Origin of the sequence: Mycobacterium sp. P7213 (genome assembly GCF_900604305.1) — a bacterium.
Lineage (GTDB): Bacteria > Actinomycetota > Actinomycetes > Mycobacteriales > Mycobacteriaceae > Mycobacterium.
Genome location: NZ_UWOA01000003.1, coordinates 17,295 through 41,238 on the forward strand (window position 1 = coordinate 17,295; position 23,944 = coordinate 41,238).

11 protein-coding genes are annotated in these 23,944 nt (G+C 64.7%); 8 read left to right on the forward strand and 3 right to left on the reverse strand.

All coding sequences use genetic code 11. The annotated features are described in order from the left end of the window. Window positions 1–61: 61 nt before the first annotated feature. The 5 genes from EJK91_RS01925 to EJK91_RS01945 all read left to right on the forward strand — a co-directional run bounded on the left by EJK91_RS01925 (window position 62) and on the right by EJK91_RS01945 (window position 17,587). On the forward strand, window positions 62–706 hold the full coding sequence (locus tag EJK91_RS01925) for a hypothetical protein (protein ID WP_125078116.1): 645 nt from the start codon (window positions 62–64) through the stop codon (window positions 704–706). Continuing rightward, complete coding sequence (locus tag EJK91_RS01930) at window positions 706–6,978, forward strand: DEAD/DEAH box helicase (protein WP_125078117.1); 6,273 nt, start codon at window positions 706–708, stop codon at window positions 6,976–6,978. The genes EJK91_RS01925 and EJK91_RS01930 overlap by 1 nt, the downstream gene beginning before the upstream one ends. Continuing rightward, complete coding sequence (locus EJK91_RS01935; protein WP_125078118.1) at window positions 6,979–9,183, forward strand: 3'-5' exonuclease; 2,205 nt, start codon at window positions 6,979–6,981, stop codon at window positions 9,181–9,183. An 83-nt stretch (window positions 9,184–9,266) separates the two neighbouring features. Next, window positions 9,267–12,665: a hypothetical protein gene (locus EJK91_RS01940; RefSeq protein WP_125078119.1), complete on the forward strand. Its 3,399-nt coding sequence runs from the start codon at window positions 9,267–9,269 to the stop codon at window positions 12,663–12,665. Beyond that, window positions 12,662–17,587 (forward strand): DEAD/DEAH box helicase, encoded by a 4,926-nt coding sequence (locus tag EJK91_RS01945; RefSeq protein ID WP_125078120.1) that lies wholly within the window; start codon window positions 12,662–12,664, stop codon window positions 17,585–17,587. The genes EJK91_RS01940 and EJK91_RS01945 overlap by 4 nt, the downstream gene beginning before the upstream one ends. Before the next feature lie 393 nt (window positions 17,588–17,980). On the opposite strand, the gene EJK91_RS01950 is transcribed toward EJK91_RS01945, so the two are convergent. Next, on the reverse strand, window positions 17,981–18,805 hold the full coding sequence (locus EJK91_RS01950; protein WP_125078121.1) for an A1S_2505 family phage non-structural protein: 825 nt from the start codon (window positions 18,803–18,805) through the stop codon (window positions 17,981–17,983). A gap of 113 nt (window positions 18,806–18,918) precedes the next feature. Between EJK91_RS01950 and EJK91_RS01955 the strand changes: the two genes are divergently transcribed. From EJK91_RS01955 to EJK91_RS01965, 3 genes are all read left to right on the forward strand, one after another. Then, window positions 18,919–19,857: an ARPP-1 family domain-containing protein gene (locus tag EJK91_RS01955; RefSeq protein ID WP_125078122.1), complete on the forward strand. Its 939-nt coding sequence runs from the start codon at window positions 18,919–18,921 to the stop codon at window positions 19,855–19,857. 147 nt (window positions 19,858–20,004) lie between these two features. Then, complete coding sequence (locus EJK91_RS01960; protein ID WP_125078123.1) at window positions 20,005–21,021, forward strand: hypothetical protein; 1,017 nt, start codon at window positions 20,005–20,007, stop codon at window positions 21,019–21,021. A 106-nt stretch (window positions 21,022–21,127) separates the two neighbouring features. Next, window positions 21,128–22,792, forward strand: a complete 1,665-nt coding sequence (locus EJK91_RS01965) for an ABC-F family ATP-binding cassette domain-containing protein (RefSeq protein ID WP_125078124.1) — start codon at window positions 21,128–21,130, stop codon at window positions 22,790–22,792. Between the two features lie 272 nt (window positions 22,793–23,064). On the opposite strand, the gene EJK91_RS01970 is transcribed toward EJK91_RS01965, so the two are convergent. After that, complete coding sequence (locus EJK91_RS01970; protein WP_125078125.1) at window positions 23,065–23,538, reverse strand: hypothetical protein; 474 nt, start codon at window positions 23,536–23,538, stop codon at window positions 23,065–23,067. A 106-nt stretch (window positions 23,539–23,644) separates the two neighbouring features. Then, window positions 23,645–23,944 carry a permease gene (locus EJK91_RS01975; protein ID WP_125078126.1) on the reverse strand — a complete coding sequence of 100 codons (300 nt, stop codon included), beginning with the start codon at window positions 23,942–23,944 and terminating at the stop codon, window positions 23,645–23,647.

Sequence of the window (23,944 nt, forward strand, 5' to 3'; positions counted from 1 at the left end):
CCGTCTCGCGGACGCTGTCGTCGCGCTCGACCCACAGCCACGCGAGAGACGGTGGACCAGCTTGAGCCTGTGCATCGTCGATGCGGTGTGGAGTATCGGCGCCGACTACGACAGTGTGGTTGTCCCCGTGGTGCGCACACTGGCCGGCAAGCTCGGCGTTGGCCAGCCGACTGTTCCCGCCACTGAGCCCATTGGCGCTGACCCGCTACCGGTAACCCGGATCGCCGAAGTCAGCGTCGATGAGATGACTGCGCTCACCAACCGGCAACGGACCTCCACCCGCAATGGGATTCTGAAATCTGATGCAGTGCTGCGTCATGCGCGCATATTCGCTGAGCATCAAGTCGGCACGATGGCCGAGGCGGTCGCTCTGTTCGCGGATGCTGCCCGATTCGACACGCTCGACGCGGCGCTACGTCCGATCCCCGGCGAAGGCGGCGACGGCATCCGCCGAGGGTATCTGTGGATGCTGATCGGGCAGGACGATCTGATCAAGCCCGACAGGATGGTGCTGCGGTGGCTAGACCACGTCGGCGTGAGCGTCGATCCCGAAGGGGCTCGAAATATCATCACGCAGCTCATTCCGGTGCTCGCTGCGCGACTTGGCCGTGACGTCACGGCGTGGGAAGTCGACCACGCGATGTGGAAAGCGGGCCGAGCGTTGGGACGCGGCCGAGGCCGACGGTTTGCCAAGGGCGACATCTGATGGGTGCGCTGCTCCCGAGCCTGCAAGCCGAGCACCTGCGCGAGGGCCTGACCGACTACCTGGCCACCACCTTCGCGCTGACCGATCCGGACGCCCAGGCCGCGCTCACCGACTTCATCAGCAACCCCGCCACCGGCATGTTCAAAGGCCCCTACGTTCGGTTGCGGCTGCCATTCGCCCCCGCCGGTGATGACTGGAGCGATCACCTGGACTGGTGGCCCGCCAGCTTCACGCCCTACGGCCATCAAGCGGCTGCGTTCGAGCGGCTATCCACCAAGTATCAGGGCCGTCCGCAGCCCACGTTGGTCACCACTGGCACCGGCTCGGGTAAGACCGAGGCGTTTCTGATTCCCATTCTCGACCATGTGCTGCGCGCCAAGAAGGCCGGCGTCACCGGGATGAAGGCGCTGATCCTGTACCCGATGAACGCGCTGGCCAACGACCAGGAGCAGCGCCTGGCCAAACTGATCACCGGGGACCCGCGACTGGGAGCGGTCACCGCAGGGCTCTACACCGGTGAACAGGCCAGCGGTGGGCGCACCCAGGTCTCGGAGCACGGGCTGATCACCGATCGGGCGCTTATGCACGACGCACCGCCGGATATCTTGCTGACCAACTACAAGATGCTCGATCACCTGCTGCTGCACCCGGGCCGCGCCGAGATGTGGCGGCGCTCCGCGGACTCACTGTGCTACCTGGTGCTCGATGAATTCCACACCTACGACGGCGCGCAGGGCACCGACGTGGCGATGCTGCTGCGTCGCCTCGGCCTCACCCTCAAAGCTCACTGGACTTCCGCGTCGAAGGTGACCGAAGCTGACCGGCGCCGCCCACTGGGCAAGATCACCCCGGTCGCTACCTCCGCGACGCTAGGCTCGGGGGGCGCGCCGACCGCGATGGTCGACTTCGCCCACACCGTGTTCGGCGAGAAATTCGGTGATGACGCGGTGATCGGGGAGACCCGCCTGGACGCTGACGAATGGCTTTCTGCCCGAACCGGGATGCGTGACAACGAGTTCACTCCGCTGACCCCGGTGCTGCCCGAAGCCCTGGAACCGATAGAACAGGCTCGGGCGGCCAGCGGCGACAACGCCGATATCGCCGAAGCGGTGTTTGCCGTGCTGTTCGGTTCAACTGGGGTAGCGGTCGGTACCGCCGAAATGCTCGATCAGATCAAACGCCACGAGCTCATCAAGGCTGTTCTGCGCAATGCTGTCGATGCGGTCTCGATCGCGGATCTGGCCGCACGGGTGTTTCCGCCGGGGGTCGGTGGAGTTGATGTGGCGCGTATCCAAGCTGCTCGGGTGCGGCTCTTGCAGTACGTACTCGCGCTGCTGTCCCACATCCGCGCCGAAGTCGGTCGCACCGCACTTGGTGTTGACGTGCACCTGTGGATTCGGGAACTTAGCCGTGTTGACCGTGCTGTGCGAGCCACTGCTGCCTATCGCTGGTCCGACGATGGCACCGCCGCAGAGGAATCTGAGCTGTATCTGCCGGCGGTGTTCTGTCGGCACTGCGGACGCTCGGGCTGGGGAGCCCGCCTGGCACCGACCGGTAACGCCCTCGACGTCACCGACGAAGCCATCCGCTCCGACCACGCCGCCGGTGCATCCCGGTTCCGTGCGCTGATCTCCGCGCCCGCCGAAGCTCATATTGCCGAGCCAGTGGAGGGACTGGTCTGGTTTCATCTTGATCACCGCGAACTGCAGACTGCCGCACCTGATCCCGACGATCCCGACCGGGTCAACGGCCGAGTCCTGCCGGTGCTCACGCTGGTCGGCCCAGATGCTGACGACGAATCGATTAAAGACGTTTGCCCGGCGTGCAGAGGTGTCGACGGCATCCGCTTCCTCGGCAGCGCGGTTGCCACCCAACTGTCGGTCACACTGTCCAACCTATTCGGCGACAAGAACCTCGACAACGCCGAAAAAAAGGCGTTGATGTTCACCGATAGCGTTCAAGACGCCGCACACCGGGCTGGGTTCGTGCAGGCACGCTCGCACAGCTTGAGCTTGCGTACCGCGCTACGCGGCGCACTCGGGAACGGAGAGCTCAACCTCACCGAACTTGCTCAAGCTGTGGTGGGCCGTGCAGGTGCGGACCCGGTGCTGCGGTACCAACTGCTGCCGCCCGACATCGTCGATCAGGAAGCGTTCGTAGCGTTCTGGCAGGCCGGTTCCCATCCCAACACGCGCCGTGCCGCGGAGAACCGGGCCAAGCAGCGGCTGCAGTTCGACATCGACCTGGAATTCGGGCTGCAATCCCGCATCGGCCGCACCCTGGAGCTCACCGGCAGCGTCGCTGCCGAGGTCTACTTGGGCGCTCCCGGGCGGGCGGCTCTGATCGGCAACCGCGCAGTCGAAAGCGTCGCCGTTCAGATTTCGTTGACCGGCGTCGATGATGCGGCCCTGGCCCGCTGGGTGCGCGGGACCGTAGAACGTATCCGCACCCAAGGCGGCATCCACCACGACTGGCTGCGTCGCTACGTCGAGAAGAACGCCAACCGCTACCACATCTGGGGTGGCCGCCCCCGCGGGAAGGGCATGCCCGCCTTCCCGAAAGGCCGCCCCGCCCCGGCATTCCCAGCAGTCAAATCCGGCAACCAGGCCCTGCCTGAAGGCTTCGACGCGATCACCCCAACCACATCGTGGTACGCGAAATGGGCGTCGCAATGCCTGGGCGTCAGCCCCCACGATGGAGCCTTCCTAACCAAAGCCCTGTTCAATGAACTGGCCAGCGAGCTGGTGCTCAGCACCATCACCACCGAGACCGGCACCGTCGCCTACGGTTTGGCGCCGACCACCATCATGGTGAGCGCACCGACCCTCGATGCGCTACGCGCCGGCCAGCACCTGCTGAGCTGCGATGTCTGCCAAACCCCGGTGCCGGGCAGCACCACCACCATCGACGAACTCGACGGTGCACCCTGCCTGCTGGTCCGCTGCCCCGGCCACGTGCACCGCGCCGAGCGGTCCGACAACTTCTACCGGCGGCTCTACAACGCCGGCGAAATGAAACGCGTGGTGGCCCGCGAACACACCTCCCTGCTCGACCCTAAGATCCGCCTCGGCTACGAAAAGGCGTTCAAAACCGGTGGCACCGATCCGCAGGCGCCCAACGTCCTGGTCGCCACCCCGACCTTGGAGATGGGGATCGACATCGGTGACCTGTCCACGGTGATGCTCGGATCGCTGCCCCGCTCCGTGGCGTCGTATCTGCAGCGCGTCGGTCGAGCCGGGCGACGCACCGGCAACTCGTTGGCGCTGGCCTACGTGCGCGGCCGCGGCGAGCACCTGCCGAAGCTCTTCGAACCGCTCTCGGTGATCCAGGGCGATGTGCGCCCACCGGCGACCCTGCTCAACGCCGAGGAGATTTTGCAGCGCCAATACATCGCCCACATCATCGACCGGCTGGCACGCGACCCGAACACCGTCGTACCCAAGGACGCACGTGCTGTATTCGGGGACACCAGCGCCGACGGATGGCTAGCCCAACTCCTCGAACTTGCTGCCACTCAGGCTGACTCGCTGCTTGATGAGTTTCTGCGGCAATTCGGCGACCAGATCTCCGATGCTGCTGCCGGCGGATTACGATCCTGGGCCAGCCCACCACCGCAAGGCGGGGTCAGTGGACTCACTCAGCACCTCACCGCCGCTGCTCACCAGTGGCGGATCGACCTCGGCGAACTCTCCAAACGGTTGAAGTCGGTAGAAGATGAGCTGCCGGAGTTCGAGCGGCGCGCCGCAGCACCGACGGCCACCGATGACGACCGTCGGGCACTACGGATTGCCAAATGCTCCCGCAAGCTGCTCGGTAAGCAGATCACGTCCATCACCACCGACTATTGGATCGCGGTGTTGGAACGTTACGCCGTACTGCCCAACTACACGCTGCTCGATGATTCGGTGACCCTCGACGTCGGCGTCACCTGGATGGACCCGGATACCGGTGCCTACCAGGGGGAGTCGCTGAGTTACCAGCGCGGATCACGAGTTGCACTGACCGAGCTCGCGCCTGGGGCGACGTTCTACGCCCAGGGTTTGGCGGTCACTATCGACGCCGTGGATTTGGGTACCGGCGAGTCCAACATCCATTCGTGGCAGCTGTGCCCGCAATGCGGTTGGGCGGGGATCAGCCCGTCGAAAATTGCTGCGCAGCCGGTGTCGAGTTGTCCCCGTTGCCATAACAGCGCTATCTCCGATGTTAGCCAACACTTGCCAGTCGTCGAGTTGACCCGAGTCTCGGCGGAGGTGCGCCGCGACGAGGCCACCATTAACGACAACCGCGACGACCGCAAACGTGAACCCTTCACCGTGGTCACCGCCGCCGACATCGACCCGACCCACGTCGGCCACACCTGGTTTCGGCCCGAAGCTGAATTCGGAGCGCAATACCTGCGCCGCGTCGACATCCGCTGGCTCAACCTGGGTAAGCGAACCTCGCAAGGCAAGCCGCGAACTATTGCCGGACAAGAATCGGCGTCCGGGCTGTTCCGAGTCTGCGCGTCGTGCGGCCAACTCGACACCCTGGCCGGCCGCAACAACCGCTACGAGCACCGGCCTTGGTGCCGGCTTCGCGACTCGCCGACCGAAGACGTCCGCGAGGTTGCCCTGGCGCGCACTCTGCGCACCCAGGCGGTGCTGTTGCATCTGCCGCCGAAGCTGGAATACGACAGCTTCGCCTATGCCAGCCTGGCTGCCGCGCTCCTGCTGGGGCTGCGACAGGTGATTGGCGGTTCACCGGAACACTTGGCCGTTGCCGTGATCCCCGATGCGTTACGCGCACCCGACCGGCGGGCCCTGCTGCTGCATGACACCGTGCCCGGCGGTACCGGTTATCTCGCCGAATTCGCCGACCACACCAAGATCTGGGCGGCGCTGGCCGCAGCGCGGGCTGTTGTCGCGGATTGCCCATGCCAGCGTGAGGACCGGTTAGCTTGTCACCGCTGTCTGCTACCTTTTGCCTCACCGCATGAGCTGGACAAGGTGGCGCGGGCGACCGCGTTGAAGCTGCTCGACGAGATCCTCGGCGTGTCCGAAGGCGGAAGCCCGAATCTGGCTGATTGGACTGCTGGCATCACCGAAACCGCGCCGCCACCGCCGGCGACCAGCGATGAATCGTTCTTGGAACGCGAGTTCTACGCGATGTTCCTAGAGCGGCTCAAGGGTATCGGCGCCACCGTCGTCGAAAAGCCTGGCGTGTACGGGCCGGCGGCAACGATCACCGTGCCAGGCGTAAAACCGCGGAAATGGTCACTGCGACCGCAAGTAGCGCTCGGTTTCGTCCAACCCGACTTCGAGCTGCAGACCGCCGACCCCGACGTGCCGAAGATCGCGATCTTCACCGATGGGCGGTCCTTCCATGCGTTGCCGGGCTGCAACCGAATTGCCGATGATGCCGAGAAGCGCGAAAAGCTACGTGCCGGTGGCTATCTGGTGTGGTCGCTTGGGCACGACGACCTACAGCGGTTCAAGGCTGGCGAGTCGGTCGATCCCGTGTGGTTCGACCAGAAGGCCGCCAGCATCGTCACCGGTCAGTTCAACGTGCAACCCGGGCTGATTCGGTTGCTGTCGAAAGATCCGGTTTCGCAGTTGCTGGAATTTATGCTCGACCCGGATTTCGACGCCTGGGAGCATTTCAGCACGTGGCTGCCGTATCTGTTCGTGCGCGGCGACAACCGCGCGAAATCTGTTCTGGAGACGGTGGGGGCGGCTGCTGTTGCGGTGCTCGATGGTGGTACGCCATTTGTTGAGTCGGGTGTCGATGTGTGCTGGAGCTTCGGAGATGGTGGTGTGGCCGTCACTGCCGGCGTCCGTACTGCCGCGGACGTCCCTCGTGCGGTGCTCGCTGTCGATGACCGGGACGATCGGTTGGAAGTCCACGACGGAAAGGCTTGGAAGATTTGGCTGCGACTGTCGAACTGGCTGGGCATCTGCGGCCAGCATCGCATCAGCACCCGCAGCCTGCTGGCCGCGGCGCCAGTTGAAGCGGTTTCGGCGGTGGCGAGCGAACTTCCCGCGGACTGGAAGGTCCTCTACGACGATGCGGTCAGCGACGCCGAACGTGACTTGATCCGCGCCCTTGCCGACGCGGGTGCGGCGGTACCGGTCTTGGGTTATGAAACTGACAGCGGCGAAGTGCTCGACTTTGCTTGGAGCGGTGTCCATATCGGGGTCGTTTTCGAACCTGGAGCTGATCTACCGGGTTGGACGCTTTGTCCGCCCGACGCCGGCGAAATTATCGCCGCGTTGAAAACGAATGGAGTGATGTAGGTGGCGAACCTGGTCATCGCGTCGAACAGCAAGGCGATGTCCAAGCTGGACGGCTCGGTCAAGAACAAGGTGTACGACTTCTTCGAGAAGCTCACCGCCGACGACACCGCACCGGGCCTGCACATCGAACCGCTGCGGCTGGCCATCGACCCGCGGGTGCGAACCGGCCGGGTCGACCAGAACTACCGGGCGGTGCTGTTCCGTATCGACGACAAATCCAACGAGCGCACCTACATCTACATGGGCACCTGGGCCCACGACGAAGCCAACAAACTTGCAGAGCGAGCCACCCTGCGAGTCAACCCGATCAACGGCACATTGGAGGGGCTGATCGGAGAGGCGCCCGAACCGGCCACCGGAACCGCCCTGCCGGCGACTCCTGTTGTAGAGCCGGACCTTTCGTATCTGGCAACCGTCGGCTACACCCTGCGCGATCTCACCGACCGATTGGGTCTGGGTGCTGTTGTTGCCGCCCGAGCCATGGCCGCACCCGATGAGGTGGCGTTGCTGGATGCCGCCGAGGGCGGGCTGGATTGGGAAGCTAGCGCGCTGCTGGATTTGGCCACCGGCATCGACATCGACACCATTCGAGAAAAGCACGGGTTCACCGAACAGCCTGTCGACGCCAGCATCGACGAGGACCAGCAGATCATCGAGGCGTTGGATCGCCCGGCCTCGAAGATGCAGTTCGCGTTCATCGAGGGTAACGATGAACTACGCCGCGTCATCGAAGGCGGTGACTTCGCCGCATGGCGCACCTTCCTGCACCCCGAACAGCGCAGGTATGTCGAGCAAGACTACAACGGTGCGTTCCGGCTCTCCGGTGGCGCTGGTACTGGCAAGACAGTGGTCGCCATCCACCGTGCGCGCCGGCTCGCCCGCCACAATCCTGACGCCCGGATCATCCTCACCACCTTCAATGCCACTCTCGCCCAAGGAATGCGGGCCGACCTGACGGTGCTCGACCCCGACATCCCCATCGCCGACAAACCCGGTGACCGGGGTGTCTACGTAGGCGGCCTCGACGCACTCGGCAAGGCGGTACTCGACCGGGCGGGGGAGACGGCAGCGCTTGCCGGAGAACGGATCTTCGGGCGGCGAGTGGACTTCGGTCACAAGCGCACCGCCTCTGATGCATTGTGGCGCGAGGTTACTGGCGCAGTTGATGCCGGTCTGGATGACAAGCTGGCCAGCCCGTCGTTCCTGGAAGGCGAGTACGTGGCGGTAGTGCTGGCCAACCGCATCACTAACTTGGAGCAGTACGCGAAGGTGGCCCGGGCCGGGCGCGGGGTGCGGTTGAGCCGGCCACAACGCATCGCCGTTTGGAAGCTGGTCGAAGCGTTCCGGCGGCAAAGCCAGATGGACGAAACCATCAGCTTCCCCGAAGTGCTGGCGTTGGCCGCCGATGCGCTGTGCATCCAGACCGAGAAGACCGGGCAGTATCTCGCCGACCACGTCATCGTTGATGAAGCCCAGGACCTGCACGCCACGCACTGGGCGCTACTGCGCGCTCTTGTGGCTGAAGGCCCGAACGATTTGTTTATTGCCGAGGATTCGCACCAGCGGATCTATGGCAGCCCAGTCGTACTGAGCCGCTTCGGCATCAAAATCGTCGGCCGCTCCCGCCGGTTGACGCTGAACTACCGCACTACCGCTCAGAACCTGCACTTCGCGGTCGGGGTGCTCTCCGGCGCCGAATACACCGATCTGGAACAGGGTGCCGAGGACACTAGCGAATATCGCTCGGCACGCACCGGCCCCGCTCCGGAATTGATCGCGTGCGACAACCAAACCGAGGAATTGGAGAAGGTCGCAGACAAGATCAAGTCCTGGTTGACCGACGACGACATCCAACCGGAGAACGTCGCCGTGCTCGTCCGCAGCCAGGATGACCGGGACCGGTTCGTTCGCGGACTCGGCGAGCGCGGTGTCTCGGCGCGTGCCCTAGACAAGACAGTCGCCGGACCTGGGTATCCGCTGGTGCTGACCATGCACCGGGCCAAGGGCATGGAGTTCTCCCGAGTCATCTTGTGCGGGGTCGACGACAAACACGTCCCGCTACCCGCGGCGGTGCGTTCGATCCCCGATGAAGAACGCGACGAAGCCTTGCTGCGGGAACGATCCCTGCTCTATGTGGCCAGCAGCCGAGCTCGCGATGCGCTGGTGGTCACGTGGAGCGGAAAGCGGTCAGAACTGCTGGGGTAGGAGTTGCGCCACTTGTCGGGACTGTGCCTTAAGTTCACTTATGGCGGCAACGGTGCCGCGAAAGGTGGACGTAGGAGCTTCTGATGGTGGCTGATCAGCGATCGCTATCCGAGTGGATGAGCGACGAGGAACATCGTCTTCGGCAGGCACTCGAACCGGTGTCGCTGGTGGTGGAGACGAACTTTGCCGCCGACGAGATCAGCCGAATCCAGTACCACTACGGCCAGACGGCAACGGCGCTGCTCGGGCGGGGTTATTCCCCTCGGGACGTCATCAAGAAATACCCGGCCCTGACATTGACCGCCCTGGTCGGCCACGCCGCCCTTGCCTACGACCACGGCGCGTACTGGGACGAGTTCTTCGCTGAACTTGGCCGCCCGCGCGATCTGAGCTTCGAGAACGCACTGCGGCACGCGATGGTCGGGCTGCTCGACAAATTCAAGCTGGCCCGCTTCCCCGCCCTGGAGGATCAGCGCCAGTACGTCATGACGTTCGCGATGCACGCCGGCATCCCGGTGCACTGCTTGGCCGACCTGCTGCGCGTCGTCGACGATCACCTGACCCAGGGCCGCGATGCCAGCGGCGCCGCGCTGATCGAATGGCTCGACGAACCCGGTAAGGAATACCGCACGTTCTCCCTCGACGTGCCGGTGCGCAACTTCATCCACTACGGCGGCACGTTCGCCATCGACATCCTCGACCGGATCATCGAAGTCGTTGAGGCCACGCTGACCAACCCAGCCCTGCTGGACAGCGGCTTAGATTCGTCGACCACCGGGTTGCCTGATGTCATCGTCGACGAACTGGTCCAACAGCTGCGCGATAACCCGCTGGGCTGGCAGGGGCGGCGCGTGACCCCGGGCGGTGCGCAACGCCGGCCAATGCTGCATTACGCGGTAGATGACGACCAGCTATTGGTCGCCATTCCCTATCCGCGGAGCAGCCCGGACTCGCCGTGGCGGGTGTCGTTCGATGGCAAGGTCCGGCAGGTCCATGCCCAACGCGGCTGGGGCGTCACCTCTGAGGACCAACCGCCCACCTTGGTGCCGATCCCCGAGCCGGTGCGCGAGATCCTGCTGTGGCATTCGGGCAGCGAGCAAAGCTTCACGCTGTCGACGGTCGACAAAGCCGACCCATTGCTGGTTTTCAGCGCCGACGGCGCCTGGATCCCCAAGCGCGAGTTGCTGAAACGCGGCACCGTGTGGGCGATCTATCCCTCGTCTAGCGAACTGGTCGACCCGCGCTCCGGTGAACCTGTGGCCTCGGCGGTGATTGGAACTCCGACCGGTTGGCGGGGCTGGCGCAGCGCACTAGTCGACCTGGAAACCGTCGATTCGATTCAGCTGCGCCGGGCCGGTGAGTTCGTCGGCAAGGCTCGGTCGGTTCGCCGGGACACCACCCCCACGTTTGAGCTCGGCGAGCTGATCGCGGGCTGCCTCACTGTCGACGGCCGCAAGGTGTACTCGAGTCGGCCGTGGGTCATGCTGCCGGCAGACCCGTCGCCACAGCCAGCATCCTGGCGGATTCGGACCCGCCGATTCGACAGCACCGACTGGATCGTGGATGACTCGTGGGATTCCGCCGGGGAGACCACCTGCGTTGATCCGTTCGACGAATCAGCCGACACCCAGCTTGGCCTGTTCGAGATTGTCGTCTCTGGACCGTTGGGCGCTGACATCCGCGCAGTGGTGTTCGTCGCGGAGGGTTTAACAGTCGACTTCGACAATCCGCCGCGGTTCCCGGTGGCCGGCGGACTCTCACCGAGTGCCGCGATGATCGCCTCCGCGTTTGAACTGACGGTCTCGGACTCCTGGCTGGAGTTCGATCGTGGTGACCGCAACCGCACCATCACCGTCAGTGACGGGGCCGATTCCGTCGAGCTGGTGGTTCAGCCACCGAGCGTCGACATCCGCACCGGCCTAGTGGGCCAGCCGGCAGCTTGGCGCAGCAGCGCCGAGGCCTACACCCCTAATGCGCTTGGTGAAGACCGATTCGTTGCAATCCGCGCCCCCGGGGTCGCCTCCGTGCAATTCGTGTTTGTGAACGCCGTCGGCTTGCTTACCCAAACCGAAACCCAACCGCGCCGCAAATCCGGCGACGCGTACGAGGTGTCGACGAGGCGCTTCGTTGATACCGCACGCAACGCCGGCACTGGGCGCATCATCGCTCGCATCATCAACGACGAAGGCAAACAGGTCGACGTCACGGTTATTGCGGTCCGGCCGCCCACATTCTGCTCGGGGGCGCACTTGGCTGGCGGTGAACTCGTTTTCCATAACCTGCTAACCGTCGACGATCTGGCCGTCAACATCTGGTGCAGCACCGCGCCGTGGCTGGAGCCGAGGGTCATCCCGCTGGACGGCGAACGCGCGGTGCTACCAGCCGAGCTCATCGAGGCCGGCCCTCTGCTGTGCGAAGTGTTCGTCGACGACCCGTGGACCGCGGTTGAACCACCCCGCTGGCCTGGCCCCAGCGCGGTCCGTGTCGACCAGCCCGGCTGGGTATCGGCGGGCGCATCAGCCAAGCTTTCCCGGTTCCTGGCCGGTGAGGGCCCAGCTCCCGACGCGGTAAGTGCCATGCCCGAAGTCTGGTCGGCGCTGTGTTTCCCGGCCGCCGACGAGGTGAGCAGCCAGCGCATCTCCTCTGCGTTGACAAGAATCTTGCGCATGGAGCCGCGTGCGGCGTTGGAAGCGCTGGGCAACAGCACCATTGCGTTGGAAGACAAGATGGCGCTGCTGGTCCGCACCGAACTGGTCAACTGCTCGTTTGCTGCTGATTTCACCTTGAACGAACTGCATGCAGACCCGTGGTTTGGCTGCATGGTGGAACTCTCCGATCTGGCTGCGCTGCACCATGCGCGGGACCACAAACGTGCTGAGCGCGCTGAGACGTTGGCCTACCTGAAAGACAAGGGCGGCAAGCGACTGATCGAAAGCCTGCGGGTCGGCAAGTTCGACTACGTCCGCGAAGGCAGCTTTGCTCGGAACGTGATAGCGATGGACGGTATGTCGGCCGACCAGGTCGACGCAATCATTGACGAGCTGCGGCTGGTGCCTGGCGCCCTGCTGGGATCAGGTAGCCGGATGGCGGCCGCCGTCGAGGCGTTCCGCCACCGTGCCGACTGGGTGGCGTCTGGTTGGTCGGATAGTTTCGCCGCCCAGCTCTCCCATGTGATGACCCCGATCCGGCGCGCCTGCCCGCTGGCCTCGGACGTAATCGGACTGCGCAGCGCCATGCTCGACGGCCTTGATATCGAGCACCTTCCGTGGATGCTGCTGACGCTGCAATCACTGACCCTGGCAGTTCTGGCCCGGCTGGAGGCCCACAACCGCATCGCCGGGCAGTATCTGAATTCCGGGATGCTGGCGACCTGGGCTCGGCTAGCTGAGCTTGCGCCACGATTAGTCGCCACCGATCTGCTGATCGCCGAAGCACTGGTCGTCCACTACTGCCATGGCGACCTCATTGGAGACGAATCGTGACCAAACCCCTTGATGCGCTTGCCGTTGGCCGGCAGATCGAAGACACCTACAAGCGCTATCTCAAAACCCTGCTCTCACCGCGCGACCCGGCGCTTGCCCGGGCCTTCGATGCCGAGGTCGATGACTCGCAGCTGCTGACCAAGGGGCCGCTGCTGGAGCTGACGCCGCCGTACGCCCGCGGATCATCGATCAACCAGCTGATCGACGAGAAGTTGCTGCATCCTGGGCTACGGCGGATCAACTTTCCTGAAGACCAGCCGCTATACGTCCACCAGGAAACCGCGATCCGCAAGGTCTTGTCGGGGCGAAATCTGGTGGTCAGCACTGGCACTGGATCCGGCAAGACCGAAAGTTTCTTGCTGCCGATCCTGAACTCACTGACCGCTGAGGCGGCTGCCGGAACCTTGCGTCCGGGCGTGCGGGCGCTGCTGCTGTACCCGATGAACGCGCTGGCCAACGACCAACTCAAGCGTCTGCGTTCAGTCCTGTCGTCTACCCCGGAGATCACCTTCGGCCGGTACACCGGCGAGACCAAGGAAACCGACGCGTTAGCCCTCGCGGAGTTCCACGCCACCAACCGCGGCCAGCAGCGGCTGCCTAACGAACTGATCAGCCGCGAAGAGATGCGCCGGACGCCACCGCACATCCTGCTGACCAACTACGCCATGCTGGAATACTTGCTGCTGCGCCCGGCTGACATTGACCTGTTCGGCGGACCGCACTCCGGAACGTGGCGCTTCCTGGTGCTGGATGAGGCCCACGTCTACGACGGGGCGCAAGGCTCCGAAGTGGCGATGCTGCTTCGGCGACTGCGCCAACGAGTGGCCAGCGGGAAAACACTGCAGTACATCGCTACATCGGCGTCGTTGACCGGTACGTCGTCGGAGAACGCGCCGGCGGAGGCGATGAAGTTCGCCCAGGATCTGTTTGATGCGCCGTTCGAATTCGAATCCACTGACCCGAACCGCCAAGACCTGGTGACCGCCACCCGCGAGCCTCGTCGGTCGAAGCCGACTTGGGCGCTCAGTGGTGAGCAGCTGCTGCGGCTTGGGGGTGAGGATTCCTCGGAACTGAGGGCCCTGGCTGGGGTTGATAATGAAGCGGAGGCGCTGCATGCCGAGAAGTTCACGGCGGATCTGAAGGCCGCACTTGCTGGCGGACCAGTCGGAGTACGCAAGCTCCAATCCAAGCTGTGGCCGGAGGACCCGCAATCGGCGGAGAAACTAGCTGCACTTGTCGCAATCGGCAGCCGGGTGTGTGACGCGGCAGGCAACCCAGTGCTTTCGGCCCGTTACCACATGTTCGTGCGGGCCACCGAAGGTGCATTTGTCAGCTTCGCTGACGATGGGCCACGAATCTTTCTGGGGCGCCACGAAATTGACCCTGAAACCGGTCGGGCAGTATTCGAGTTCGGCACCTGCCAACGCTGCGGTGCAGTGCACTTGGCGGGTGAGGTCAAGGAGGATAAGGGATGCCAATACTTCCGCCCCTCCACCAAGAGCGAAGGTTCGGTGAAATGGCTGGTTCTCGTCGACGGTACCGGTGACACCGTCACCGATGAGGATGAAGCCACCTTAGGTGACAATCGTGTCGAAGCCGATCCCACCCTGCGCCGGCTCTGCGAGGGCTGCGGTTATCTGACCAAGCCCGGGGAAACTGCCTGCTCCGGGCCAAAGTGTCCCGGTGGGCCGATGAAGCTCGTCCGCGAACACCGGCGCACCACCCGAGTGATGAGCAAGTGCACGGAATGTGGTGCGCTGGGGCGCCAGGTCATTCGGCGGCTGCGCACCGACACCAACGCCGCACCCGCCGTCATCACAACTGCGCTGTATCAGGAGCTCCCCGAAGCGATCGGCGAATCAGCGGAACACGTTGGCGACGGGCGAAAACTGCTGATGTTCTCCGACTCTCGGCAGGCTGCCGCGTTCGCTGCGCCCTACCTGAACCGCACCTACGGCAGGCTGCTGGAGCGCAGATATCTGACTCAGGTGCTCCAAGATCCGAAATACGCCGACGATGACCTGACGGTCGAAGACCTGGCTATCGTTGTGCGCAAGAAAGCCCGGGCGGCTGGGCACTTCCCTGAAGGAACGGGTCGGGTCGCCGAGGAAAAAGCCGCCAATGAATGGGTCATCGGCGAGCTGCTGACCATGGACACCCGCCAATCCCTCGAAGGCCTTGGCCTGATGCGGGTCGCGCTGAAACGCGGGTCGGAAGAATCGTTGCCGAGGGGATTCTCGTCGCTGGGGCTCACCGACGATGAGCGCTGGGCGTTGTTCGATGAGCTGGTGAAGTCAGCCCGGATTCAGGGCACGATGACCCTGCTCGACGAAGTCGACATCAAGTCCGAACGATTCGAGCCCCGCAATGTGACAGTCCGTATCCGGTCCGACAGTTCGGACCCGGCCAAGAGGGTGCTCAGTTGGCTGCCCAGCGGCCGGCCAGGAACGACAAATCGCCGAATGACGTTCGTAAAGAAAGTGTTGGCTGCGGTTTCGTCCGATGCAGATCCACTGAAGGTCCTTAGTGCATGTTGGGACTTCCTCCTTGGTCAGCGCTTCATGACCGTGGTGCCCGACAAGACATCCAGCGACGTCTACCAAGTTGACCACGGAAAGTTGATGGTGCGCAACGGCTTGGACTGCGACTGGTACCGCTGCGATGTGTGCCGGCGCATTACGGCGTTCTCGGTGCGCGGCGTCTGCCCCAACGGTTCGTGCGAGGGGAAACTTGTCGGGTGGACAATCCCCGACGTTACATCTGATACCAACCACTACCGGGTGATTTACCAGACGATGACCACCGCGCCGCTGTCTGCGCGCGAACACACCGCGCAGTGGGGAGCCCGGGAAGCGGCCGCCATCCAGGATGCGTTCATTCGGGGCAAGGTGAATGTGCTGTCCTGCTCAACAACCTTCGAGCTCGGTGTTGACGTCGGTGAGCTCCAATCAGTGGTCATGCGCAATATGCCGCCCAAGACCGCCAACTACATTCAGCGCGCAGGCCGAGCTGGCCGACGGGCAACTTCGGCGGCGCTGGTATTGACCTATGCCAAACGTGCCTCGCATGACCTGGCCAAATACCAGAACCCCGAGTCGATGATAAACGGCCAGATGCGGGTGCCGTGGGTGCCGATCGACAACGTTCGAATTGCACGGCGCCATGCGCATTCGATTGCGTTGGCGGCATTCTTTCGGGATGCGTTTGAGCCCAAGGAGTCGTATTGGAAGGTCGCGGGCGGGTTCTTTGCTCCCGGGCCAAATGGGGAAGGGGCACCCGCGTCGCGGGTCCGTGCCTACCTGACACCCGTCCCACCGGAGATCAAAGCGGCGCTACACGACGCCCTGCCAAAATCGATTGCCGACACATTGGGTGTCGATGATGACACCTGGGTCACCGACCTATGCGACCAATTGGACAAGGTCCAGCAGATGATCTGCGATGACATCAGAACCTTCACTACTGCGATCGAAGAAGCAGCCGCAGCAAAGAACTTCAGGCAGGGGGAACGGCTTCAGAAAACCCTCAACACCATCGTGAAGCGGCAGCTGCTCGGCTTCCTGGCAAACCGGAATATTCTGCCGAAGTATGGGTTTCCGGTCGACACCGTCGAGCTGCGTACCGTGCACTGCGCCGACCGGTCTGGAGCACAGCTCGAACTTGACCGGGACCTGAGCCTGGCGATTTACGAATATGCACCGGGTAACGAAGTGGTCGCCGGCGGGAAGATCTGGACGTCGCGCGGCTTGCGTCAGATGCCGGGACGCAAGCTTGAAGAATTCCAGTACCGGGTGTGTCAGGCATGCAAGCGGTTTCAGACCGACCGGATACTGGACTCCGGCGAATCCTGCCCGGGCTGCGGTCAAGCATTCGGGCCGATTCGAACGTATGTCATCCCGGAGTTCGGCTTCGTCGCCGACCCGCAGGCCGACGACGTAGGTACCGCACCGCCGGCGCGTAAGTGGTCCGGTGCCAGCTACGTCGTCGACGTTGGTGATGAAGTCAAGACCAAGATCCTCCAAGCGCCATCGGGTATCGAAGTCGCCGCCCGCGCGGGTAAGAGCGCCACGATGGCCGTCATCTCCGATGGTGGTGGCGGCGGCTTCCACGTCTGCGATTGGTGCGGCTGGGCCGACGTTTACGAACTATCCAAGACTCGCCGCAAACACAATAATCCGACGACCGGCCAAGAATGCACCGGCACGCCCTCGGTGCTCTCCCTGGGGCATCGATACCAAACCGACGTCGCCGAATTCACCTTCAAAGGCCCGCGTTTCCTCGGCGTCTCGGAAGAGAGCTGGCTCTCCACGCTGTACGCACTGCTCGGCGGCGCTTCCGAGGCGTTGGAGATCAGCCGTGACGACATCGATGGGGCGCTTGCTTGGAGCAGTGAAGGACTGCGCAGCCTAGTTCTTTTCGACACCGTTCCGGGTGGGGCCGGCGCCGCCTTGAAGATCGCCAAGCAGGTCGAACTGGTTTTGAACACGGCACTCGACCGAGTGAACAGCTGCGACTGCGGGCCGGAAACGTCCTGCTATGGCTGCCTGCGGTCCTACCGGAACGGGCGATACCACGACAATCTGTCGCGGTCGGGCGCCCTGCAGGTTCTGGAACCCCTTGGCATCGCTGGGCTGCGCAGCGGCATGAGTGATGAGTGGGGAGTCGCTCTCGACCTCGCGCCGGGTCTCCTGGAAGCCTTGCTCTCGGAACTGGCGACTCAAGACCTGCCGGAGCCCGAGGTCGGCGTCGAACTGGGTGAGCACTACTGGCCGATCGAAGCGGTGTGGCGGCAGCAGAAGGTCGTCGTCGTCGATGGGGTGGATGCCGAACGTGACACCTCGCTGTCTAGGGAGGGGTTCGCGGTGTTGCAACTGGGCGATAGCAATGCTGATGACCTGGCAGCAGTTTTGAAGGATTCGTAGCGCGTGGGAGCAGATCCGGGTCACGGCCCATTTGATTAACATTGCCGCATGGCAAGGGTGCGCAAACTGGAAGGCGGGACGCAAGCTGTAAGACCGCACAGCTCTGAGGTCGATTGCTACTTCCAGGTTGTGGAGGATGTGGACGGGCGTCAGCTACTTCACCTGAGCACGTTCGGCTCAGACCACCGGGCATCGATGCCGAAGAGCAGTCAGTCGATCCAGATCGATGAAGAGATGGCTCGCCAACTAGTTGCGCTCTTAGTCGAGACGTTCCCGAGGGCGCGGCCGGGAGCACCGCGGGGAGAGGGCTAGGTAGCTTCAAAGGGCGCGGGCGGGGGAGCCTGAGCCCCAACCGGATTCCCGTCGAACTCGCCGCTCAGTCCGTGACAGACGTCAGGTCTGATCGTCCAGCCAGGTAGTGAATTCCACAGGCAGCACCACGTTCTCGGGTCTGTCGACAAACAGTGGTGCGATCTCGTCGACGCGGTAACCGGCGATGCCGGTGCCAATCGGGGTGACTTGGAAGCGCAACTCGGGGTGGGCGCGTGCATAGGCGAGGAAGGTGTCGACTTCGGCGGCGAGGGTGTCGAAGCCGCTCATGGTGTCGATCGCATAGGACTGACCGTGGTGGCCGTGGCCCTCGCCCCAGACGGCGCCGAACTTCTGGAAGGCGTCGCGGGCGGCACCGCCGTCATGCAATCCGTGCGCATTAGAGCCGAAGACGAACACCTCGTTTGGCGCCAGCCGCTCGATACGGCTGCTGGTCAGGGAATCCACGACGCGGCGCTGGATCTGATTGAGCGCATCCAGGCGCACACTGCGTGGCAAATACTCGATCGCGTTCACGGCGACGGCGACGACCTCGCTGAGCGTCGGCCGCGCCGACGGGGACAGGCCGGGTGCAGGGGTCGGCCGATCGTCTCCTGTTTCCGGCTGGCTGATCGATAACGAGACACGCAGCTCCTCGGTGGCGAACAGGTCATCGAGGCCGACGCCGAGCGCCCTGGCGATAGCGAGCTGCTTGGGGTGCGAGGCGTTGCGGTATCCGGTCTCGAGCTGCGACAGGTAGGGGTAGGAGATGCCGGCCGCCTCGGCGAGCGCGTTGCGGTCCATGCCGAGTTCCTCGCGTCGACGCTTGATCCTCTCGCCGACTCCCGCGTCGCCCCGGCGGGAGGAGGTCCCTCCGCGGGGGGCTTCTGGCCGGGTCTGTTCCGTCATGGCGCCAAACTACCAAGAGCTATGCCATTGGCAAAAGTGTTAGTACGCAAATTGCTCCAACGGTGCTATGCTGTCCGCACTGACTAGATAATGCACAGAGCATAGGAGGCGTCATGGCTACAACCAGCAATCCCGCCCTTCCCGTTCTCCACGTCGGCCGGGGCGCCCAGTACGGCGCCTTGACCCTCTTTCCCGTGTGGGCCGACGGGGGCGCCGCGACCGGTCTCGAGTGGGACCTGGGAACCCTGGACATCGGTGAGCGCGACGGTGGTGGACAGGTGAACTCCCTGACCGCGGTCAACGCCGGCGACAAGCCGGTCGTTCTGCTCGAAGGCGACCTGCTCGAAGGTGGTTGGCAGACAAGGATGATTGCCCGCTCGACCATCCTCGGCCCGCACCAGACCGCCAATCTTGCGGCGCTCTGTGTAGAGCAGGGCCGGTGGGAGCAAGGCGGCAACCGTGGCCACCGCGCCGGCGGCCGCCGTGTCTCCACCTCGCTTCGGGCGGCCCGAGACCGCGCCTATCGCCACGGCGAGGACGCCCAGCACGCGGTCTGGAACGGGATCGCCTCCCGCTACGAAACAACCGCGCGGACGGCTTCGCACTCCTTCGCCGACCACCTCGACCGCGTCGCCCGCGAGCGCAGCCGGCGCAGGGAGCGGCCGCTTCCGGCCAAGCCGCTGGCAGGTCAGCGGGGGGTCATCATCGGTATCGGCGGCCGGGTGCTCGGTATGGAGCTGTTGGCAACGCCCGCCGCACTCGCCACACGCTGGGCCGGCATCCTCGAGGCGGCCCGCTTCGACGCCGACGGTGCTCCAGAGGGCGGGACTCCCGGTCAGCGGGCCCGTGACTTCGCCGTCAATGTGGAGTGTGCGCACGTCAAGGTGGCCGGTGACTCGCCGGCCACGGTGAACCTGACGGCCGACCAGCGCTCGCTGCACCTCAGCGGGATCGCGCTGCCGGAACCGGAACGCTCAATCGACGGCGACTTCTGGCGCATCGTGCACCTCGCCGCTTACGACCAGGCGCATCCGCTGCTCGCGGGCGCATAGGTCTTGAGCCCCGTGGGTGGGCTCCGCTGGGATGAAAAGACCCTCGAAGAGCGGGCGTCGCGGGCAGGGTCGTCTACGTGCATCGACCACGAGTCCGTGGGCCGGCGACGCCCTTCGGCGACGCACCGCACGGCAGGAGGAGTGAGGATGACTTCCCGTGACTGGTTCTTCGACCTGATGGGATTTCGGGAGGACAGCTATGAGTCCACCCGGGGCCGCCTGGCGTTGGACGGCGATGAGCTGATCTCGACAGTCAACGGAAAGCGCTACGGCATCGGTGAATTGACCCGGCCGACACTGGCTGAGCTGCGGTCGCGGGTGAATCCCATCGGCCGGTCTCGCAGCACGGTCACCTCTGTGGTCGGTGACGCCCGGGCGCTGCATGCCGAACCCGATTTAGCCGGAGCCTTGTTTCAGGTCGCCTCACAGTTCAACGTCCTGGAGATGGTCAACGAACACGTGACGCCCGAAAAGGGCGTGACCGGTTATGCCTACGACCGGACCCAGGGGCCGGCCTGCGCGATAGCCGCGGGGGCAGCCACCATCTACCGCAACTACCTGGTGCAGGTCGGCGATCAGACCGGGCAAAACAGCGGTCGTCAACTCGATACCTTGGCCCCCTTGGGCCAGGCGTTCTCGGCGGCGTTGCGCCGGCCCGTACGTGACCTGTGGAGTATGCAGAACGGCTACGCATTGTGTAGCACCGACGGACTGAGGGCGATCACCGATTTGCTGGCTGGTGCCTCCGACGAACTGCGGGACAGCCTGCGCGGGCAGTTGGCAATCGGGTTGCACCGCAACGTTCAGGTCACCGATGTGGTTGGCAGGCCCGGCCAGGCCGTGTCGCAGGCGTTCTGTTCGGCTCTACCGGTTGCCTACTCGCGACTGCCGGCACCCGACTGGGAGTTGTTCGCCCGCCTGGTGTTAGAGGCCGCCTACGAGGCGACGTTGCTCGCCGGCGCCGAACAGGCGGGCTTCGGCGGATCTAACGTCGTGCTGCTGACCCGACTCGGTGGCGGTGCATTTGGCAACGACGCCGCGTGGATTGATGATGCGATCGAGCGTGCGCTGGCGATCGTGGAGTATGCGGGGCTCGACATCCGCCTCGTCAGCTACGGCCACGTCGACCCCTCGTCACGAGGAGTCGCCGACCGCTGGGCCTGACGACACGGACCCAGCGCGGGCACGGGGGAGCCCTTGGACGCGCACTGCCGATAGCTGTCGGCCCTGCAGGCGAGTCCCCGCATCCTGCCCCTGCGACCATGTACCCATGACCGCAACACTCGTCGCCAAGGACGTCGCCGGCGGCTTCGCGCACCGCACGCTGTTCGAGGGCGTGGACCTGACCGTCGCACCGGGCGACGTCGTCGGCGTCGTGGGTGCCAACGGCGCCGGCAAGAGCACCCTGTTGCGGATCCTGGCCGGCGATCTGGAGCCGCTCGAGGGTGCGGTCAACATCGCCCCGGCCGATGCGTTCGTCGGGTGGCTGCCGCAGGAGCACGAGCGGGTGGAAGGGGAGACCGTCGGCGCCTACATCGCGCGCCGGACCGGCTGCGCACACGCGGCGCAGGCCATGGACGCCGCGGCCGCCGCCCTGGCAGATCCGGATCAGGCTCCCGCGCACACCGATCCGGCCGATACCTACTCCATCGCGCTGGACCACTGGCTGGTCACCGGCGCGGCGGACCTCGAGGACCGGGTGCCGGCGGTGCTGGCCGACCTCGGACTGGACGCCGAGGCGGTGCGGCCCGAGTCGACGCTGATGACCGGATTGTCGGGTGGGCAGGCCGCCCGGGTGGGTCTGGCCGCGCTGATGCTGTCGCGGTTCGACATCGTCCTGCTCGATGAGCCGACCAACGATCTCGACCTGGACGGGCTGGCCCGCCTGGAGCAGTTCGTGCGTGATCTTCGCGGCGGAGTGGTGCTGGTCAGCCACGATCGGGAGTTCTTGGCCCGCAGCGTCACTCGTGTCCTGGAATTGGATCTGGCGCAGAACACCACAACCGTCTTCGGCGGCGGATACGACAGCTATCTCGAGGAACGCGAGATCAACCGCCGGCACCGGCGTGAGCAATACGAGGAGTTCGCCGAGAAGAAGGCCGACCTGGTCGCTCGCGCCCGGGTGCAGCGGGAATGGTCGAGCCAGGGCGTTCGCAACGCCATACGTAAGGCCCCCGACAACGACAAGATCCGCCGCCGCGCCGCCACCGAGTCCAGTGAGAAGCAGGCGCAGAAGGTGCGTCAGATGGAGAGCCGGATCGCGCGCCTGGAGGAGGTCGTCGAACCCCGCAAGGAATGGACCCTGCAATTCAGCATCGGGGCCGCGCCACGGTCGAGTTCAGTGGTTGCGACACTCGACAACGCCATAGTGCGGCACGGCGAATTCGTCCTCGGACCGGTGTCGCTCCAGGTGGATGCCGGCGAGCGGATCGGCATCGTGGGCCCCAACGGGGCGGGAAAGTCGACGTTGCTGCGCCTGCTGCTCGGCCGTCAGCAGCCCGATGCGGGCCGCGCAAGCCTGGGCGCCAACGTCGCGATCGGTGAAATCGACCAGGCGCGCGCCGATTTCACCGGCCCCGCCCGTCTGGTCGATCGCTTCGAGCAGCGGGTGCCGGACTGGTCGACCGCCGACGTGCGAACCCTGCTGGCGAAGTTCGGGCTGACCGCCGACCATGTGGAGCGCGCGGTCGACGACCTTTCGCCCGGGGAGCGCACCCGCGCCGGCCTGGCGCTGCTGCAGGCCTGCGGCACGAACGTGTTGGTCCTCGACGAACCGACCAACCATCTCGATCTGCCCGCCATCGAACAGCTTGAACAGGCGCTGGAAACCTACGACGGTGCGCTGCTGTTGGTGACCCATGACCGCCGGATGCTGCAGAACGTCCGGTTGGATCGCACCTGGCGGGTCGAGGCCGGAAGCGTCACCGAGTTGTAGGCCGAAGGGCTCTAGGTGGCTCAGCCTCCTGAACTGCGCATACGTAGACGGGCGGCGTGCGGTGCCATGTCCCGTCGCTCGGGGCGCCGAACTCCGCTAAATCGCGCACCGCGGCGGGTTACTGCCGGTGGATTTGAGGACTTCGGTGTGTGCTTCGGCGAGCAATTCCTCATTCTGGATGTCCGGGTCTGCTGCATGAATAGGTGACTGTCAGCTATCCGTGCAGCAGACCCCTTCCAAGAACTGGTTGCTCAGTGCTCCGAGCGAGGACGTTATGCGACACCACGTCGCCGAACGGAAGTTCCCCCGTCACCGCTGAGCTGCGCCACACCGCCTCTGTCGACCGCCCACGTCGGAATCTCCAACTGGCCCTGCAGATGATCATCGCCGGGCATCACGTAGTGGACCGTGGACCCGTCGACCAGTCGTTGATACGGGGCACTGTCGCAGAGTGCGGCGATCGGGGCCAGATCCGGGGTGATGTGGAGTAGGTCGAAGCTCACCTCCGGCTCGGTGACCCGGCGCGTGAACACCCGGCCGCCCAGCACGCCGGGCAGCCATGCCCAGCGCCCGTCGGTCAATTGACCTACCGGAATGTTGATTTCGAGGTGCAGTCGCCGCAGGACGCGGGCGGGGTCGGCCACGCCGGCGTCCCGCAGATAATCGGCGATGTCGCCTTCACCCAGCGGGCCGTGCTTAGTGAGAATCTTCGACAGTGCCCCAAGGGGATCCAACGGTTCGTTCATGGCGGTGAGGCTAGGGACGCGGCCGTTGAGCCGCACTTCACCTGATCGGCCGGTGGGGAGAACCGCCGCGACATGACGTCCGTTGTCGCTCAGAGGCGGTCAACGATCACATATGTCCGACGACTGGTTCCTCGATTGGCGCTGGTTGGGCGGTGCCGCCCTGTCCGTCGATCACCTGCTGAATCAGCCCGGCAATGCGCTCTTGACCGGCCGCGGTGAGGGCGAACTTGGATCGCATCTCCTGGCGCATGTCGGTGATGTCGCGCCGCATGTCGACCATGTCCGTCCGCAACGTATTGACGCTTGCGACGGTCGCCCGACGGAAACCCCGCATCTCACTGACGTCGCGGTCGACCGCCCTGGCCAGCTCGCGAACAGCAGCCACACCGAGGTTGTCGGGCTGCAT

What these genes read in the sequence shown, in the direction of transcription:
- EJK91_RS01930 (WP_125078117.1), top strand. Translation starts at nt 706, where the DNA reads ATGGGTGCGCTGCTCCCGAGCCTGCAAGCCGAGCACCTGCGCGAGGGC.
- EJK91_RS01940 (WP_125078119.1), top strand. Translation starts at nt 9,267, where the DNA reads ATGGTGGCTGATCAGCGATCGCTATCCGAGTGGATGAGCGACGAGGAA.
- EJK91_RS01950 (WP_125078121.1), bottom strand. Translation starts at nt 18,805, where the DNA reads ATGACGGAACAGACCCGGCCAGAAGCCCCCCGCGGAGGGACCTCCTCC.
- EJK91_RS01955 (WP_125078122.1), top strand. Translation starts at nt 18,919, where the DNA reads ATGGCTACAACCAGCAATCCCGCCCTTCCCGTTCTCCACGTCGGCCGG.
- EJK91_RS01960 (WP_125078123.1), top strand. Translation starts at nt 20,005, where the DNA reads ATGACTTCCCGTGACTGGTTCTTCGACCTGATGGGATTTCGGGAGGAC.
- EJK91_RS01965 (WP_125078124.1), top strand. Translation starts at nt 21,128, where the DNA reads ATGACCGCAACACTCGTCGCCAAGGACGTCGCCGGCGGCTTCGCGCAC.
- EJK91_RS01970 (WP_125078125.1), bottom strand. Translation starts at nt 23,538, where the DNA reads ATGAACGAACCGTTGGATCCCCTTGGGGCACTGTCGAAGATTCTCACT.
- EJK91_RS01975 (WP_125078126.1), bottom strand. Translation starts at nt 23,944, where the DNA reads ATGCAGCCCGACAACCTCGGTGTGGCTGCTGTTCGCGAGCTGGCCAGG.